Source organism: Streptomyces sp. LARHCF249 (genome assembly GCF_052871255.1).
This window is the reverse complement of the sequence record NZ_JBIXJQ010000003.1, coordinates 677,561-694,348: the sequence shown is the minus strand read 5'-3', so window position 1 is coordinate 694,348 and position 16,788 is coordinate 677,561. Positions and strand designations below refer to the sequence as shown.

General features: G+C 72.8%; 17 protein-coding genes. 5 read left to right on the top strand and 12 right to left on the bottom strand.

Annotation, left to right across the window (positions count from 1 at the left end; genetic code table 11):
* Positions 1–46: 46 nt before the first annotated feature.
* Together ACIPUC_RS11445 and ACIPUC_RS11440 are read right to left on the bottom strand one after the other, a co-directional pair.
* On the bottom strand, positions 47–1,615 hold the full coding sequence (locus tag ACIPUC_RS11445; RefSeq protein WP_446588769.1) for an alkaline phosphatase D family protein: 1,569 nt from the start codon (positions 1,613–1,615) through the stop codon (positions 47–49).
* A 107-nt stretch (positions 1,616–1,722) separates the two neighbouring features.
* Complete coding sequence (locus ACIPUC_RS11440; protein WP_446588767.1) at positions 1,723–2,577, bottom strand: alpha/beta fold hydrolase; 855 nt, start codon at positions 2,575–2,577, stop codon at positions 1,723–1,725.
* Positions 2,578–2,879: 302 nt separating this feature from the next.
* Here ACIPUC_RS11440 and ACIPUC_RS11435 point away from each other — a divergent pair, with 302 nt between their 5' ends.
* The gene (locus ACIPUC_RS11435; protein WP_446588765.1) at positions 2,880–3,686 is read left to right on the top strand and encodes a GntR family transcriptional regulator; all 807 of its coding nucleotides are present in this window, start codon (positions 2,880–2,882) and stop codon (positions 3,684–3,686) included.
* A gap of 75 nt (positions 3,687–3,761) precedes the next feature.
* Here the strand turns inward: ACIPUC_RS11435 and ACIPUC_RS11430 are convergent, their stop codons facing one another.
* The 3 genes from ACIPUC_RS11430 to ACIPUC_RS11420 form a co-directional block, all read right to left on the bottom strand.
* Positions 3,762–4,919 carry an ROK family transcriptional regulator gene (locus ACIPUC_RS11430; protein ID WP_446588763.1) on the bottom strand — a complete coding sequence of 386 codons (1,158 nt, stop codon included), beginning with the start codon at positions 4,917–4,919 and terminating at the stop codon, positions 3,762–3,764.
* 101 nt (positions 4,920–5,020) lie between these two features.
* Positions 5,021–5,671, bottom strand: coding sequence for a response regulator (locus ACIPUC_RS11425; RefSeq protein ID WP_446588761.1), 651 nt, complete (start codon positions 5,669–5,671; stop codon positions 5,021–5,023).
* Between the two features lie 4 nt (positions 5,672–5,675).
* Positions 5,676–6,854: a sensor histidine kinase gene (locus ACIPUC_RS11420; protein WP_446588759.1), complete on the bottom strand. Its 1,179-nt coding sequence runs from the start codon at positions 6,852–6,854 to the stop codon at positions 5,676–5,678.
* A 108-nt stretch (positions 6,855–6,962) separates the two neighbouring features.
* On the opposite strand from ACIPUC_RS11420, the gene ACIPUC_RS11415 reads away from it, so the two are divergent.
* Genes ACIPUC_RS11415 through ACIPUC_RS11405 form a run of 3 tightly spaced genes read left to right on the top strand, consistent with a single transcriptional unit; the run spans position 6,963 to position 9,134 of the window.
* The gene (locus ACIPUC_RS11415) at positions 6,963–7,874 is read left to right on the top strand and encodes an ABC transporter ATP-binding protein (protein ID WP_446588757.1); all 912 of its coding nucleotides are present in this window, start codon (positions 6,963–6,965) and stop codon (positions 7,872–7,874) included.
* A 29-nt stretch (positions 7,875–7,903) separates the two neighbouring features.
* Positions 7,904–8,656 (top strand): ABC transporter permease, encoded by a 753-nt coding sequence (locus ACIPUC_RS11410; RefSeq protein ID WP_446588755.1) that lies wholly within the window; start codon positions 7,904–7,906, stop codon positions 8,654–8,656.
* Between the two features lie 40 nt (positions 8,657–8,696).
* Positions 8,697–9,134 carry a hypothetical protein gene (locus ACIPUC_RS11405; protein ID WP_446588753.1) on the top strand — a complete coding sequence of 146 codons (438 nt, stop codon included), beginning with the start codon at positions 8,697–8,699 and terminating at the stop codon, positions 9,132–9,134.
* On the opposite strand, the gene mug is transcribed toward ACIPUC_RS11405, so the two are convergent.
* The 5 genes from mug to ACIPUC_RS11380 all read right to left on the bottom strand — a co-directional run bounded on the left by mug (position 9,131) and on the right by ACIPUC_RS11380 (position 14,398).
* Complete coding sequence (mug, locus tag ACIPUC_RS11400) at positions 9,131–9,676, bottom strand: G/U mismatch-specific DNA glycosylase (protein WP_446588934.1); 546 nt, start codon at positions 9,674–9,676, stop codon at positions 9,131–9,133. The genes ACIPUC_RS11405 and mug overlap by 4 nt on opposite strands.
* Positions 9,673–11,106, bottom strand: coding sequence for an adenylosuccinate lyase (gene purB / locus ACIPUC_RS11395; RefSeq protein ID WP_446588751.1), 1,434 nt, complete (start codon positions 11,104–11,106; stop codon positions 9,673–9,675). The genes mug and purB overlap by 4 nt, the downstream gene beginning before the upstream one ends.
* 71 nt (positions 11,107–11,177) lie before the next feature.
* The gene (locus tag ACIPUC_RS11390) at positions 11,178–11,969 is read right to left on the bottom strand and encodes an SGNH/GDSL hydrolase family protein (protein ID WP_446588749.1); all 792 of its coding nucleotides are present in this window, start codon (positions 11,967–11,969) and stop codon (positions 11,178–11,180) included.
* 57 nt (positions 11,970–12,026) lie between these two features.
* Positions 12,027–13,052, bottom strand: a complete 1,026-nt coding sequence (locus tag ACIPUC_RS11385; RefSeq protein WP_446588747.1) for a hemolysin family protein — start codon at positions 13,050–13,052, stop codon at positions 12,027–12,029.
* Positions 13,049–14,398: a hemolysin family protein gene (locus ACIPUC_RS11380; protein WP_446588745.1), complete on the bottom strand. Its 1,350-nt coding sequence runs from the start codon at positions 14,396–14,398 to the stop codon at positions 13,049–13,051. The genes ACIPUC_RS11385 and ACIPUC_RS11380 overlap by 4 nt, the downstream gene beginning before the upstream one ends.
* A 213-nt stretch (positions 14,399–14,611) precedes the next feature.
* On the opposite strand from ACIPUC_RS11380, the gene ACIPUC_RS11375 reads away from it, so the two are divergent.
* Positions 14,612–15,046, top strand: coding sequence for a GNAT family N-acetyltransferase (locus ACIPUC_RS11375; protein ID WP_446588743.1), 435 nt, complete (start codon positions 14,612–14,614; stop codon positions 15,044–15,046).
* On the opposite strand, the gene ACIPUC_RS11370 is transcribed toward ACIPUC_RS11375, so the two are convergent.
* Both ACIPUC_RS11370 and bioD read right to left on the bottom strand, forming a co-directional pair.
* Positions 15,018–15,671, bottom strand: coding sequence for a class I SAM-dependent methyltransferase (locus ACIPUC_RS11370; protein WP_446588741.1), 654 nt, complete (start codon positions 15,669–15,671; stop codon positions 15,018–15,020). The genes ACIPUC_RS11375 and ACIPUC_RS11370 overlap by 29 nt on opposite strands.
* Before the next feature lie 379 nt (positions 15,672–16,050).
* On the bottom strand, positions 16,051–16,788 hold the full coding sequence (gene bioD / locus ACIPUC_RS11365; protein ID WP_446588739.1) for a dethiobiotin synthase: 738 nt from the start codon (positions 16,786–16,788) through the stop codon (positions 16,051–16,053).

Sequence of the window (16,788 nt, the reverse complement as noted above, 5' to 3'; positions counted from 1 at the left end):
AGTGTCCATCTGGTCGATTTCACACAGTTTTCCCGGTTTCGTGTGCTCACTGGCCCACGCGGCCGGGCTGGAGCGTCCTGGTGAACAGCACGCCGCCGCCTTGGCGCCGCAGCCGGACGGTGAGTTCTCCGCTGCTGCCGTCGATGTCGGCCTCGCCGTAGTACGGGGGGTTCTCCGAGGGCGACATGTTGGCGAGCGGGGCCGACTGCACGAACGCCGTCTCCGGGCCGAAGGTGGCGTCGAGCCGCCCGGCCGGGAAGCCGCCGGCGCCGATCGGGCCGGACACGAACTCCCAGAACGGCGCGAAGTCGGTGAAGGCCGCCCGCTCGGGCGCGTAGTGGTTCGCGGCCGTGTAGTGCACGTCGGCGGTGAGCCACAGGGTGCCGGTGATGCGCTGGTGCTTGATGTGGCGCAGGAGTTCGGCGATCTGGAGCTCACGGCCCAGCGGGGCTCCGGGGTCGCCCTGGGCCACGGCCTCGAAGTTCGCCGCGCCGTCGGCGACGACGATGCCCAGCGGCATGTCGGCGGCGATGACCTTCCAGGTGGCGCGGGAGCGCGACAGCTCCCGCTTGATCCAGGCCAGCTGCTCGGGGCCGAGGATGCCGATGGGGTCCTCGGTCTGGGTGCCGGGGGAGTTGGCGCCCCGGTAGGTGCGCATGTCGAGCACGAAGACGTCGAGCAGCGGGCCGTAGCGCATCACGCGGTACATCCGGCCCTCTGCGCGGCCGCCGCGCAGGTCGGTGACGGGGAAGTACTCGCCGAAGGCCCGGCGGGCCCGGGCGGCGAGGACGTCGGCGTCTCTGACGGTGTAGCGGGGGTCCTCGATCAGCTGGCCCGGGTACCAGTTGTTGCGCACCTCGTGGTCGTCCCACTGGGCGAGGACCGGGACCTGGGCGTTGAACTCGCGCAGGTTGCGGTCGAGCAGGTTGTAGCGGAAGTTCCCGCGGAACTCGGCGAGGGTCTCGGCGACCTTCGACTTCTCCTCCGTGGTGACGTTGCGCCAGACGCCGCCGTCGCGCAGGGGGACGGCGGCCTGGATCGGCCCGTCGGCGTAGATCGTGTCCCCGCTGAAGAGGAAGAAGTCGGGGTCGCGCAGCCGCATCTCCTCGAACACGCGGTAGCCGCCGAGGTCGGGGTTGATGCCCCAGCCCTGGCCCGCCAGGTCGCCCGACCACAGGAAGCGCACGTCGTGGCGGCGGGAGGCGGGGGTGGTGCGGAAGGTGCCGCAGACCGGCTCGCCCGTGCGGCGCGGGTCGTCGGGGTCGGCGAGGACCACCCGGTAGTGGATCTGCCGGCCGGGCGGCAGGTCACGCAGGACGGTGGTGCCGGTGAAGTCGCCGGACGGGCCGAGCAGCGGGCCGCGGTGGCGGCGTACGGCGTAGCGGAACGCCTCGCTCGGGGAGGTGTCGACGTACATCCGCGCGGGGCGGTCGGAGCGGGTCCAGACGGTGGCCGAGTGCGCGGTGATCTCGCCGGACTGCACGCCCCAGAGCGCCTGCGGGCGCCCCGAGCGGGCGAAGGCGGGGGCGGCGAGCGCCGGGGCGGCGAGCAGCGCGGAGGACAGGGCGAGGGAACCGCCGAGCAGGGTCCGTCGGGTGTGCGGGTTCGATGCCATCGGTGGGTCTCCAGGGGGCGGCGAGATCGGGGCCGGACCAGCGTGCCGCCGCACCCCGGCCCGGTCGCGTCCGCCACGCGAACCCCGGATGAACAGCCGTCAGCAGCTCAGGCGGCCCTCCGCGTTGCCGCGCTGCGGGCCGTGTCCAGGACGACCCGGGCGACCAGCGCGGGATCGTCGCTCATCGGTACGTGGCCGCAGCCCGGGAGCCGCACCAGGCGGGCGCCGGGGACCGTGTGCTTGGCGCGCACGCCCTGGCGGCGCAGGAGCAGCCGGTCGCGCGTGCCCCAGGCGATGGTGACGGGCAGGCCGGGCACGTCGTCGGTGAACCGTACGGAACCGCCCGCGGCCAGGGTCTTCTCGAATCCTGTGGCATCGCGCAGGGCGAGGGTCTCGGCGACCACGGCGTCCGGCGAACGGCGCGCCGGGCGGGCGTAGATGGTGCCGGTGAGCGCGGCCCGGCCGGCGGCGGCGCGCGCGAGCCGCTCCAGCGCAGGGCGGGGCAGCGCCTTGGCGCCGGCGCGCATCGCGAGGAGGGTGGCGAAGGCGTAGCGGCGCTCGCCCTCGGTCCAGAACCCGGCGGGGGAGAGCGCGGTGACCGAGCCGGCCAGGCCGATCCGGCCCATTTCGAGCGCGAGCAGGCCGCCGAGCGAGTTGCCCGCCACGTGCGGGCGCTCGACGCCGAGCGCGGCGCAGAGCGCTCCCAGGGCGGGGGCGACGGTGCCCAGGTCGTACGGGACCCCCTCGGGCAGCGGCTCCGAGACGCCGAAGCCGGGCAGGTCGACGGCGATCACGTCGTGCTCGGCGGCCAGGATGTCGGTCACCGGGTGCCAGGCCTGGAGGTGGTGGCCGATGCCGTGCAGGAGGAGAAGCGGTTCGCCCGCGCCCTTGCGCTCATAGGCGACGGTGGCGGTGCGCGGGCCCAGCGGCGAATCGATGGTGAACGAGACCGTGGCGGTCATGCTGCTCCTCGTCGGGTGGGGTGGACGCGTACGAGACGGGCTGTCAGTAGTGCCCACCGCCATGATTACCGTCCGGTAGCCCTTGACTACAAGGCTTTGAGCCTTTCCGGCTGGACGAGAACATCCCGTGAACGGCTTGATACCCATGCCCGGTCTGCCCGGCAAAGGCCTGAGCATTGGTCTTGACCAAGGGGGTGCACCGTCCTATCGTCGCAGGGATAGTGCAGGAACCTTTAATAAACAAGGGCGCGGAACTGCCGCTGGAACACACGGCGAGTGCAGCGATGGCAGGAGGATTCAGGGTGGGGACCACGCAGCTCGAAACGGTGCCGGAGCCGAAGTACTGGCACCTCAAGACCGTCCTCAGCGAGGCGCTCGACCAGGACTTCGCCGTCGGCGAGGTGCTGCCCAACGAGCGTGAGCTCGCAGCCCGTTTCGGAGTGGCCCGCGCGACGCTGCGTCAGGCCCTGGAGCAGCTCGAGCTCGAAGGCCGTCTGCAGCGGCGCCGCGGTGTCGGTACGACGGTCGCCCCGCCGCGGGTCGGCGTCGCCGTCGGCAGCACGCAGCACGGATGGCCCGGTGAGGGCGTCGACGGCTGGGAGCCGGTGGACGCGGGCGAGGGACTTCCGTCGGCCGCGGTCCTCAAGCTCCTCGCTGCGGGTGGGGCTGTCGGTGCGGGCGCGGCTGCTGGCGCGGGTGAGGCCTTCGCCGCGGACCAGCCGGTCCACACCGTCCGCCGGACCCGGGTCACCCACGGGCAGGTCGTCGCCGCCGAACTGCTCTACGTCCCGGCCGCCTCCGTGCCCGGACTCACCGCCATCGAGGCCCCGAGCGGACCCGCCCGCGCCCGCGCCGTCCTGCGCGAACTCCAGCGCCTCGTCCTGGACGGCCAGGACCGCTCGGTGGAGCTCGGCTCCGCCCGGGCCGACGACGCCAAGGAGTTGGACCGCCTGCCCGGCGCCCCGGTCCTCCTGGTCACCACGCGGTACTTCACCGCCGCGGGCACCGCCGCCGTCTCGGTGGCCACCTACCGCGCCGACACCTGCCGCCTGACCTTCGGCGACTCGGGTGACGTCGAGATCACCCACGAGCCGCGCGTCGCCTCCTGAACCAGCCCGAACCGGTCCCCGCCACACGCGGACACCCGTCGGAAGGCCCTGTCCGGCCGACGGGTGAGCCGCTTGTCAGCGTTGGCGGGCGGTGACCGTCTTCTCCACCGCGAAGAGCTCTTCCTCGACGTGGTCGAGCGCGAGCCGCAGCGCCCCGGTGGCCACCGCGGCTTCGCCGAGCAGGGAGAGGGCCACCCGCGGCGGACGCAGGCAGTAGCGCTCCAGCTCCTGGCGGAGGGGGTCCAGGATTCCGTCCAGGCCGGCGGCCCAGCCGCCGACGACGACCAGCTCCGGATCCATCGCCAGGACCAGCGCCGCCACGTCGTGGACGAGCCGCTGGATGAACCGCTGTACGGCGGCGACCGCGTGCTCGTCGCCTCGCCGGGCCATCGAGAAGACCTCGGCGACGGCGGTTTCGTCCAGCGGGTGCAGCGGTTCGCCGGTGGTGGACAGCAGCTTCTCGGGGGTGGCCTCCCGGCCCAGGAGGTGCAGGGCGCCGATCTCGCCGGCCGCCCCGCCGAAGCCGCGGTGCAGCCGGCCGCCGATCAGCGAGCCCGCGCCCGGGCTGAGCCCCGCCATCACGAACACCATGTCGTCGGTGTCCCGCGCGGCACCCTTCCAGTGCTCGGCGACCGCCGCCGCGTTGGCGTCGTTCTCCACCTGCACCGGGCAGCGGAACGAGCGCCGCAGCCGGTCCCCGAGCGGCAGCCCGGTCCAGCCGGGCAGCGCCGTGCCGAGGCGGACCGTGCCGTCCGCCTCCACGATCCCGGGGCTGCCGACGCCGACCGCCCGGAGCGAGTCGCGCGGGATCCCGGCCCGGCGCAGCAGGTCCGCGACCGCCGCCCGTACCCGTTCCAGCCGTTCGTCGGCCGAGGCCGCCTCGGCGACCTCCTTGGTGCCGGCGCCGATCACCCGCCCGTCCAGCCCGGACAGCAGTACCGCGATCCGGTGCGAGCCGATCTCGATGCCGAGCAGATGCCCCGCCTCGGCCCGGAACCGGAACCTTCGCGCAGGACGTCCCTGCCGGCGCGCGCCTTCCTCGGCGTCGGCCTCGACGACGAGCCCGGTCCCGATCAGCCCTTCGACGACTCCCTCGACGGTCGGCCGGGAGAGCCCGGTCACCCGGGTGAGATCGGTGAGGGTCGGCGATCCGGCCGCGCGCAGTGCCCGGAGCACCACGGCGGAGTTGATCCGCCGGAGCAGGGACGGGTCCCCGCCGGTCAGCTGCCCCAACGTGTGTCCTCCCAGCCGGCGAGCGTGTCAGCCGGATCGTACTGCGCGCCCCCCACAGTGGCGAGAAGCGGCCCCCCATCGGCCGGAACGGGCCCCTTCCCTCAGGCCGGCGCGACGAAGCCCGACTCGTACGCCGTGATCACCGCCTGGGTCCGGTCCCGCGCCCCCAGCTTCGCCAGGATCGCACTGACGTGGGACTTGACCGTCTCCGCTCCGATGATCAGCTCGCCCGCGATCTCCACATTGGTCAGGCCCCGGGCCATGAGCCGCAGCACCGCCTCCTCCCGCTCGGTCAGGGCCGCCCGCTCCAGCATGGCCCGGGCCTGCCGGTTGCCGTACTCCGCGGCCAGGGCCCGCACCGCGGCCGGGAAGAGCAGCGTCTCGCCCTCCGCCACGAGCCGTACCGCGTGCACGATCTCCGAGGGGCGCGCCCGCTTGAGCAGGAACCCGTCCGCGCCCGCCCGCAGCGCCTGGTAGACGTACTCGTCGTTCTCGAAGGTCGTGACCACGAGGATCTTCGGCGGGGAATCCACCGTCCGCAGGACCGCCCGGGTCGCCTCGATCCCGTCGAGCAGCGGCATCCGCACATCCATCGCCACCACGTCGGGCCGCAGCTGCCGTACGAGCGGGACGACCGAGGCGCCGTCGGCCGCCTCGCCCACCACTTCGATGTCGGGCTGGGCTTCCAGGACGGCGCGCAGACCCGCGCGCACCAGGGGTTCGTCATCGACGAGCAGTACGGTAACCGGCATCCCGTCAGCGTATTCGCTCCAGCGGAAGCCGGGCGCGCACCCTCCAGTTGCCCTCGTACGGCCCGGTCTCGGCCTCCCCTCCCAACAGCGCGGCACGCTCCCGCATCCCGCGCAGCCCGCCGCCCGTCCCCGTCATCAGCGCGGGGCCGTCCGGCAGCGGATTGATCACCTCCAGGTCCAGTCTCCCGACCGCCGCCTCGATCCGGACCCGCACCGGGACCGGACCGCAGTGCCGCAGCACATTGGTCAGCGCCTCCTGAAGGATCCGGTACCCCTCACGGGTGACCGGCCCGGGCAACTGCTCCAGCGGACCCGCCAGTTCGGCGTCCACCGTGGAACCGGAAGCGCGTGCCGACTGCAACAGCCGGTCCGCGTCGGCCAGCGTGGGCCGTTGCGAGGGCGGCTGCGCGGACTCCCGCAGCACCAGCAGTACCCGCTCCAGGTCCTCCATCGCGGCCCGGCCGGTCTCCTCGATCGCGCACAGGGCCCGCTCGGTGAACTCCGGGTTCCCCGCGGCCCGGGCGGCGCCCGCCTGGACGACCGCCACCGTCAGCGCGTGCCCGATGGAGTCGTGCAACTCCCGCGCGATCCGCGTCCGTTCCAGCAGCTGCTCGGTACGCGCCTCCAGGGCGCTGAGCCGCTCGGCGGCCGAAGGCCCCAGCAGCCTGGCGGCGATGGCCGTGACGGCGTCGCCGAGCAGGACCACCACGACCAGCAGCAGGACCACCGGCACCGGCACGAGCATGACGGCCGCCCAGCGGGGAGGGATGAACGGCAGGAGCACATCGTCCCCGGCGAGGGGCTGCCCCGCGCCGGTGAGGATGAGCTCCAGCGTCATGACCGGGAGCCACACGGTGGCCACCATCGCCACTCCCGCGAGCACGAGACGTATCTCCAGCCACGCGACCGTCCGCCAGCGGTCCCCCCACCGCACGGACGGCGCCGTGCTGATGGACGGGTCGTGGCGGCCCCGCTCGTGCGGGGTCAGCAGGAACTGGGCCTGCAGCCCTTCCGCCAGCCGTACCCAGGGAAGCAGCCCGAACGGCGCGACGATCAGGGCAGGCATCCACGGCCAGGCCGGCTCTATGAACATCCAGATGGACACGATGAGGATGGGCACGACCAGGTGCAGCCAGCGGGTGTACGTGACCCCGCGAAGGGGGGCACGAAGCAATCGGTACATGCCCTCATCCTGGCAGTCGGCCGCCCGGTGACGTCTCCCCCGTGCGGGGGAGACGATCCCCCCGGGCGGGGGAGGGCAGGGGGTATGGCCGGCGGCGAATCTTGAGGCATGAACACGATCGAGATCCGAGAACTCACCAAGGAGTACGGCACCCACCGTGCGGTGGACGCCCTCACCTTCGAAGTCCTGCCCGGGCGGGTCACCGGATTCCTGGGCCCCAACGGCGCGGGGAAGTCCACCACGATGCGCCTGCTGCTGGGCCTGGACCGCGCCACATCGGGCACGGCCACCATCGACGGCCGGAGGTACCCCGACTTCCCGGACCCGCTCCACCGGGTCGGCGCGCTCCTGGACGCGCAGGCGGCGCACGGCGGTCGCACCGCCCGTGACCACCTCCGATTCCTGGCCGCGGCAGGCCGTGTGCCGATGCGCAGGGTGGACGAGGTCTTGGAGCAGGCCGGGATAGCCTCCGTGGCCAAGCGGCGGATCAAGTCCTTCTCGCTCGGCATGCGCCAGCGCCTCGGCATAGCCGCCGCGCTGCTGGGCGACCCGGGGGTGCTGCTGCTGGACGAGCCGACCAACGGCCTAGACCCCGAGGGCATCATCTGGATCCGCGAGCTGATGCGCGGATTCGCCGCCGAAGGACGCACCGTCCTGGTCTCCAGCCACCTGATGTCGGAGACCTCGGCGCTCGCCGACCACCTGGTCGTGCTCGGCAACGGCAAGCTGCTGGCCAACACCTCGATGAAGGAGTTCATCGACGCCCGCAGCACCCAGAGGGTGCGCCTGCGCACCTCCGACCCGATCCGGCTGCGGGCCGCCCTGGGCCGGGACGGCTTCGAGCTGGTGGGCGCGGACGACGGGCGGTGGACCGTCGAAGGCCTGCGGGCCGAACAGCTCGGCGCCCTGGCCGCACGCGAAGGCATCCCCATGCTGGAACTCTCCGACGAGCGCGCCTCGCTGGAGCAGGCCTATCTCGATCTCACCGCCGATCACGCGCAGTTCACCGCAACCCGCTGACTTTCCCCTACTTACAGGAGGCTCCCGCCATGCGTGCCGCTCTGCCCACCCTGCCCGTCATGCACTCCGAGTGGATCAAGATCAGATCGCTGCGCGGCACGTTCGGAGCCCTGATAGCCATCCTCGTCACCACCGTCGGCATACAGGCGTTCACCGCCTGGGCGATCGGCACGGCGGAGGAGGGGAGCATGGGTGACGATCCACTGTTCGCGGCGTACTACGCCATCAACTTCGGGCAGGTCGCGGCCATCGCCTTCGGGGCCAATGCCTTCTCCGCCGAATTCCACAACGGGGCCCTGCGCACCACCTTCGCCGCGGTGCCGAACCGCAGTCGGTTCTATCTGTCCAAGATGGCCGTGATAGGCGGACTCGCCCTCGTGGCAGGCCAGCTGACGGGCTTGCTCACGTTCGTCGCCGGGCAGGCGTTCATGGGTCAGTACGCACTGGAGCTCGGTGCCCCGGGTACCGTGCGGTCCATCGTCGGCTGCGGCCTCTACCTGACGGTCATCACGCTGTTCGCGGCCGGCCTGTCGGCGATCCTGCGCAGTGGTGTCGCTGTGATCAGCATCCTCGTCCCCTTCGTCCTGCTGGTCTCGTTCGTCATCAGCGGGGCGGCAAGCGACATCGGTCAGTTCATGCCGGACAAGGCCGGGCAGATGGTGCTGCGGAGCGAGTCGATAGGCGGAGTGCTCGGCCCGTGGACCGGGATGGGCGTGGCGATGCTGTGGGCCGCGGCGGCCGGCGTCGGCGGCCTGCTGGCGGTGCGGCGCCGGGACGCGTGACCCCGCGCCAGTTGTCAGTGGGGCTCGGGATACTGACGGTATGACCACGGCAGAGCATCTCGACACGATCGACCGGCTCCGGGAGCGGGAGTTCCCCACCGAGCCGGTCTGGTCCGGCGGGCAGAGCAGCGGCCCGGGTTACCACCTCGTCCCGGTCGGCCGGACCGCGGACTTCTGGGAGGACGGCGGCGCGGGCCGGACCGAGGCCGCCGACCAGATCAACGCCGAGTACGGGGCGCTCACGCAGGCCCTGACCGACCGGTGGGGAGACCCGCAGATCTTCAGCCTGGGATCGCTGAGGGACCGGGGATTCGACGGCGAGGACATACCGGAGCCGTGGGACGAGCTGAGCAACAGCACCGACCACGTGCACCTGTGGCGGGCCGGCGGCCACTGGCTGGTGGCCTACGTGGCGCAGTGGGACGAGGGCGACCCCTACCTGCTGATGGCAGGGGTCACGGTCATCGACCCGCCCTAGGCGTCGGCGGCTTCGGCGGCCGCGCGGAGGCGGGCGTATTCCTGGGCCATGGACTCGGCGGTCCAGTGGGCGTTGAGGCCGCTGGGGTTGGGCAGGGCCCAGACGCGGGTGGTGCCGATGGTCCGCTCCTGGGGGCCGATCCGGGCCTTCCGCTCGCCGAAGGCGGTGCGGTAGGCGGTGACGCCGACCACGGCGAGCCACTGGGGGCGGAGCAGTTCCACCTTGGCGGTCAGGATGCGGCCGCCCGCGCGGAACTCCTCGGCGGTGAGCTCGTCGGCGCGGGCAGTGGCGCGGGCCACGACGTTGGTGATGCCGAGGCGGTAGGTCAGCAGTTCTTCCTGCTCCGCGGGGTCCAGGCGGCGGGGAGTGAAGCCGGACAGATGCAGGACCGGCCAGAAACGGTTGCCGGGGCGGGCGAAGTGGTGGCCCGTCGCGGCGGAGAGGAGACCGGGGTTGATGCCGCAGAAGAGCACGCGCAGACCGCCCGCGACCACGTCCGGGAGGACGCGGTCACGGGCGGCGTTCAGCTCGTCGGGAGTCAGAGGATCGACCCCGGCGCGTACCCGGCAGCCTCCGGGTGCTGCTTGGCGATCGCCTCGATACGGGAGACCACCGCCGCGACCTGGTCACCCGCCGCGCCGGTGAAGGACAGCTTGTCGGCCATCAGGGCGTCCAGCTGGGCCCGGTCCAGCGGCATCCGCTCGTCGGCGGCCAGCTTGTCCAGCAGCTCGTTGCGCTCGGCGCCCTGCTCGCGCATGGCCAGCGCGGAGGCGACCGCGTGCTCCTTGATGACCTCGTGGGCGGCCTCGCGGCCGACCCCGGCCCGCACCGCGCCCATCAGGACCTTGGTGGTCGCGAGGAACGGCAGGTAGCGGTCCAGCTCGCGGGCGACGACCGCCGGGAAGGCGCCGAACTCGTCCAGGACCGTCAGGAAGGTCTCCAGCAGGCCGTCGAAGGCGAAGAACGCGTCCGGCAGGGCCACGCGGCGGACCACGGAGCAGGAGACGTCGCCCTCGTTCCACTGGTCGCCGGCGAGCTCGCCGGTCATCGAGGCGTAGCCGCGCAGGATGACCATCAGGCCGTTCACACGCTCGCAGGAGCGGGTGTTCATCTTGTGCGGCATCGCGGAGGAGCCGACCTGGCCCGGCTTGAAGCCCTCGGTCACCAGCTCGTGACCGGCCATCAGGCGGATCGTCTTGGCGATCGACGACGGGGCGGCGGCCAGCTGTACCAGGGCGGTGACCACGTCGTAGTCCAGCGAGCGCGGGTAGACCTGGCCGACCGAGGTGAAGGCCTGGGCGAAGCCGAGGTGGGTGGCGATCCGCTGCTCGAGGTCGGCGAGCTTGGCCGCGTCGCCGCCGAGCAGGTCGAGCATGTCCTGGGCGGTGCCCACCGGGCCCTTGATCCCGCGCAGCGGGTAGCGCTCCAGGAGGTTCTCCAGGCGGTCGTAGGCGACCAGCAGCTCATCGGCGGCCGTCGCGAAGCGCTTGCCCAGGGTGGTCGCCTGCGCGGCGACGTTGTGGGAGCGGCCGGCCATGACCAGCTCTGCGTGCTCGCCGGCCAGCTTGCCGAGGCGGGCCAGGACGGCGACCGTCCGGTCGCGGGCCAGTTCCAGCGAGAGCCGGATCTGGAGCTGCTCGACGTTCTCGGTGAGGTCGCGCGAGGTCATGCCCTTGTGGACGTGCTCGTGACCGGCGAGGGCGTTGAACTCCTCGATGCGGGCCTTCACGTCGTGCCGGGTGACCTTCTCGCGCTCGGCGATGGAGGCGAGGTCGACCGTCTCCAGGACGCGCTCGTAGTCGGCGAGGGCCGCGTCGGGGACCTCGATGCCGAGGTCCTTCTGGGCGCGCAGCACGGCGAGCCACAGCCGCCGCTCCAGCGTCACCTTGTACTCGGGGGACCACAGGACGGCGAGCTCCGCAGAGGCGTAGCGGCCGGCCAGGACATTGGGGATGCGGGGCTTGGCAGTCACGTAGAGGGATTCTACTTGGGCCGCCGCTGTGCGTTTACGCAGGTAGGGACCCCGCTCCCGATTGTGCCTTGCTACGAGAGCCGATCCCGCGCCACGGGCTCGTACGGCAGCAGTTCCGGGCGCTTGGCCGGACGGCCGTCCCCGGAGGAGCGGCCCGTCAGGCGGCGGCCGACCCAGGGCAGCAGGTGCTGCCGGGCGAAGCTCAGGTCCTGGGACCGGCGTACGGCCCAGCCCGGGGGCATCGCGGCGGGCAGTTCGGTGCGCCAGTCCAGCTCGGCGGGCAGGCCCAGGGCCTGCCAGACGGCCTCCGCCACCCGGCGGTGGCCCTCGGCCGTCAGATGCAGCCGGTCGACGTCCCACATGCGGGGGTCGCCGAGCGCCGGAGCCCCGTACAGGTCGACCACCAGGGCGCCGTGCCGTGCGGCGAGCTCCTCGATGATCGCGAAGAGCTCCTCCATGCGCGGACGGAAGCGCTCCATGACCGGCCCGTTGCGCCCCGGCGAGCGCATCAGGACGAGGCGCTTGCAGGACGGGGCGAGCAGTTCCACGGCCGCCTCCAGGTGGCCGCGGACCCGGCCCATGTCCACCTTGGGGCGCAGGGCGTCGTTCAGTCCGCCGACCAGCGTGACCACGTCGGCACCCATGGCCGCCGCGGCCGGAGCCTGGTCCTCGGCGATCTGCCCGATCAGCTTCCCGCGGACCGCGAGGTTCGCGTAGCGGAAGCCCGGCTCGCGCGCCGCGAGGCGGGCGGCCAGCAGGTCGGCCCAGCCCCGGTAGGAGCCGTCGGGGAGCAGGTCGGACATGCCCTCGGTGAAGGAGTCGCCGACCGCGACGAAACTGGTGTAAGACGCATTCATCTCCATGGCGGAGCGATGCTACCGCGCAGTACCCCGGCCCCGCAGGACCGGGGACCGCGGCGGTCAGGTGGAAGCCGGCCTGCCGAACAGCTCGCGCAGCACGTCCTCCATGGTCACCAGGCCCGTCATGGCGCCGTCCGGCCCCAGTACGGCGGCCAGGTGCGTCCGGCTGCGCCGCATGGCCGTCAGCACGTCGTCCAGCGGTGTCTCGGCCCGCACCTGGGCGATCGGCCGCAGATCCGCCACCGGGAAGGGCAGGTCACGCGTGGCCGGCTCCGCGTCCAGGGCGTCCTTGACGTGCAGGTAGCCCAGGATCCGGTGCTGGGCGTCGATCACCGGGAAACGGGAGTAACCGGTCTGCGCCGACATCCGCTCCAGGATCGCGGGCGTGATGCCCTCCCGCGCCGACACCACCCGGTCCGCCGGCAGCACCACATCGGTGACCGGCCGCCGGCCCAGCTCCAAGGCGTCGTACAGGCGCTCGCTCGCCCGGTCGTCCAGGAGCCCCGCATTGCTGGAGTCCTTGACCATGCGCGCCAGCTCGTCGTCCGAGAAGCTCGCCGAAACCTCGCCCTTCACCTCCACCCGCAGCAGCCGCAGCAGGGCGTTGGCGAAGGCGTTGATCGCGAAGATCACCGGCCGCAGCGCCCTGGTCAGGGTCACCAGCGGCGGCCCCAGCAGCAGCGCGGTGCGCACCGGTTCGGCCAGCGCCACGTTCTTCGGCACCATCTCGCCGAAGAGCATGTGCAGGTACGTCGCCAGCGCCAGCGCCACCACGAAGGAGATCGCGTGGGTCACGCCGCCCGGTACCCCTACGAGGTCGAACAGCGGGGTCAGCAGGTGTGCGATGGCGGGCTCGGCCACCACACCCAGCACCAGGGTGCACAGGGTGATGCCGAGCTGGGCCGCCGCCATCAGGGCCGATACGTGTTCCAGACCCCACAGCACCGCGCGGGCCCGCCGGTCGCCCTGGTCGGCGTACGGCTCGATCTGGCTGCGCCGGACCGAGATCATCGCGAACTCCGCGCCGACGAAGAAGGCGTTGACGACCAGGGTCGCCAGGCCGATCAGCAGCTGGATCGCGGTCATCGGCCCTTCTCCCCGTCGTGTGCGTTCGTTTCGCCGCCCGGCTCGGCCGGCACGTGCAGCAGCACCCGCGCGGCCCGTCGCCCGCCGGCGTCCACCACGTCCAGCTGCCAGCCGTCCAGCTCGAGGCTGTCGCCGACGGACGGGATCCTGCCCAGCTCGGTCGCTATCAGCCCGGCCAGGGTCTCGTACGGTCCGTCCGGCACGCGCAGTCCGATCCGCTGGAGCTGGTCCGTCCGGACCGCGCCGTCGGCGGAGTAGAGCCGGCGCCCGTCCTCGTCCGTACCGGCCGTGGCCAGGTCCGGCGTCTCGTGCGGGTCGTGCTCGTCGCGGACCTCGCCGACGACCTCTTCGACGATGTCCTCCAGGGTCGCCACGCCGGCCGTGCCGCCGTACTCGTCGATGACCACGGCCATCGTCTGCTTGCCGGACAGCCGGTCCAGCAGCCGGTCCACGGTCAGCGACTCGGGTACCAGGAGCGGCTCGCGCAGCAGCTGCGACACCGGGCGGCGGCGGCGCTCCTCGGCGGGCAGGGCCAGCACGTCCTTGATGTGGACGGTGCCGACGACCGTGTCGAGGCTGCCCCGGTACACCGGGAAGCGGGAGAGGCCGGTGGCCAGCGTCGCGTTCGCCACGTCCTCCGCCGTCGTCTGCACGTCGAGGGCGGTGACCTGCACGCGCGGGGTCATCACGTTCTCCGCGGTCAGGTCGGCGAGGTTCAGGGTCCGTACGAACAGCTCGGCGGTGTCCTTCTCCAGCGCGCCCGCCTTGGCGGAGTGCCGCGCCAGGGCGACCAGCTCCTGCGGGGTGCGGGCCGAGGCCAGCTCCTCGGCCGGCTCCATCCCGAAGCGGCGCACCATGTGGTTCGCGGTGGTGTTGAGGTGGCTGATCAGGGGTTTGAAGGCCCGGCTGAACACCCGTTGGAAGGTCGCGACGCGCTTGGCGATCGCCAGCGGGGAGGAGATCGCCCAGTTCTTGGGCACCAGCTCGCCGACGACCATCAGGACGATGGTCGACAGGACCGTGCCGAGGACCAGGGCGGTGGAGGAGGCGGCACCGGCCGACAGCCCCATGGCCTTGAACGGGCCCTGGAGCAGGGCGGCGATCGACGGCTTCGAGATCATGCCGATGACCAGGCCGGTCACCGTGATGCCGAGTTGGGCGCCGGAGAGCTGGAACGTCAGGGTCCGGACGGCGGCCAGAGCGCTGTCGGCTCCGCCCTCGCCCCGCTCGACGGCCTCTTCGAGCTCGCTGCGCTCCACGGTGGTCAGCGAGAACTCGGCCGCGACGAAGACTCCGCAGGCAAGGCAGAGCAGCAGTGCCACGACGAGCAGGAGCACTTCGGTCATCGCTCGATCACCTCCGTCCCATGATCGGCCAGGAGGCGGGGTGCCGCGCGATGTCGCGAACGGGGGGAGGGGGAAGGTCGTGGACTGGGAGGCTCGCCCATGGGCGGACGCTCACACCTTTCAATCAGGAGGACTTTGCCCCCATGGTAAAGGACGGGCAAAGAGAGAGGATCATTCTTTTGGCGGAACGGACCCGGATGATGGGATCCGGACATGAGCGATCTTCACATCGGCCCTGCCTCGGCGACCGATCTCAGCGCCGTACTGGACTTCTGGAAGGCCGCCGCCGAGGGGACGAGTATCAGCGACGATCCCGCCGGGGTCGAGCGGCTCCACGCGCGCGACCCGCAGGCCCTGCTGCTCGCCCGCCGTGACGGGGAGCTCGTCGGCACCGTGATCGCCGGCTTCGACGGCTGGCGCTGCCACCTGTACCGGCTCGCCGTGCACCCCGGACACCGCAGGCAGGGAATCGGGACCGCCCTGCTGGCCGCGGCCGAGAAGCGCTTCGAGGCGCTCGGGGGGCGCCGCGGGGACGCGATGGTGCTCGACCGCAACGAATCGGCCCACCGGGCGTGGGACGCGGTCGGCTACCGGCCCGAGGAGCAGTGGACCCGCTGGGTCAAGCCGCTCGGCGCGCCGACCCGATGACGCAGTAGGACGTCGGGAGCGCCGGGCCGCGCTCGGGCAGCCGGAAGCTGCGCTGCGAGACGATCCGGAACCCGGCCGCCTCCACCGCGGCGAGCGGGTCGCGGGAGGTGTGGCAGCCGCCGAAGAGGAACGGCCAGACGGTGCGGTCCAGGGCGCGCTGGACGGCGGCCATGCCGGGCCCGGGTGCCAGTCCGTGCTCGAAGAAGCGCAGCTCGGCGTCGGGGCGGAGCACACGGTGCAGTTCGGCGAGGGAGCGGGGCAGGTCCCGTACGGAGCACAGCACCAGCGAGGCGACGGCGGCGTCGAAGGCCTCGCTCTTGACCGGGAGGGCCTCGGCGGTGGCGGGTACGACGTCCACCGGGACCTCGACGCGCAGGGCCGCCTGTGTGGCGAGGCGGCGGAGGGTGCGGTCCGGTTCCACGGCGACGACCTCGGAGACGGCGCGGGGGTAGTGCCGGAAGTTCAGGCCGTTTCCGGCGCCGATCTCGATGACGCGGCCGGACACCCCGCTGAGGAGCTCGCGGCGGAGGGCGGCGAGGCCGCCGCGGGTCTCGGCGGTTCGGCTGGCGCGGGCGTAGAAGCGGGCGAAGAGGGGGTGGTGGACCGGGTCGCGGCGCGGCGGCATGGCGGACCTCCCGGGGGGTGGGTGTGTACCCGTACCTCCAGCGTGCCCTGGTCGGCCGGGCCTCATCCCTGGGCGGGCCGTGCCGTTGCCTGTGCCTGTGCCTGTGCCGGTGCCCGGGGGCGGGCCGGAGGTCGGGGCGGGGCCCCGGCCCCCGACGAGGGTGCGGCGCCGTTGCCGGGGCTCCGCCCCGGGCCCCGCGCCTCAAACGCCGGCGGGGCTGGGTTGTGCCGGGCGTCGCGGTTGTGCCGGGCGGGGCTCAAAGATCGGGGCTCCGCCCCGGACCCCGCGCCTCAAACGCCGGCGGGGCTGGGTTGCCCGGCGTTGTGCGGTTGGGCGGGGCGTCGTGCGGTTGGCCCCGCGTTGTGCGGTTGGGCGGGGGTCAAGCGTCAGTCGGGACGGGGGGTGCCCAGGTGGTCAGGAAGGAGTCCGGGGACCAGGTGCCCGAGAGGGTGGGGGAGAGCCAGGTGGGGGACGTTGTGCGGAAGAGGGGTGGGGGGAGGGCGGCCGAGCCTTCCGGGATCGCGCCCAGGAGGGGGATGCCCGAGGACGTGGGGAGGTCCGCCAGGTTGCAGCGGGAGGCCAGGTCCGGGGACGCCGGCCAGCTGCCGATGACGAGGCCCAGCGGGGCCAGGCCCCGCGCCCGGAGGGCCTCCGCCGTCAGGGTGGCGGAGTTGAGGGTGCCGAGGCCCGCCGCGGCCACCACCAGGACCGGGGCGCCCAGCAGGACGGCGGCGTCGGCCAGCGTGTGGCCCGCCTCGTCGAAGCGGACCAGCAGCCCGCCCGCGCCCTCCACCAGGACCAGGTCGTGGTGGAGCGACAGCTCGCGGGCCGCCTCCGCGATGTCGGACGGGGAGAGCGTCGGCAGCCCGGCCCGGCGGGCCGCCGTGTCCGGGGCCAACGGCTCCGGGTAGCGGGCCAGTTCCACCGCCGTGACGGCGGGTCCGGCCAGCCGGACCACCTCCGCCGCGTCGCCGGGTTCGTCCGGGCCGACACCCGTCTGGGCGGGCTTGAGCACCGCCACCGAGCGGCCCGCGGCCACCGCCGCGGCCGCGATCGCCGACGTGACCACGGTCTTGCCGACCTCCGTGCCCGTACCGGACACGACCAGAACGGACAT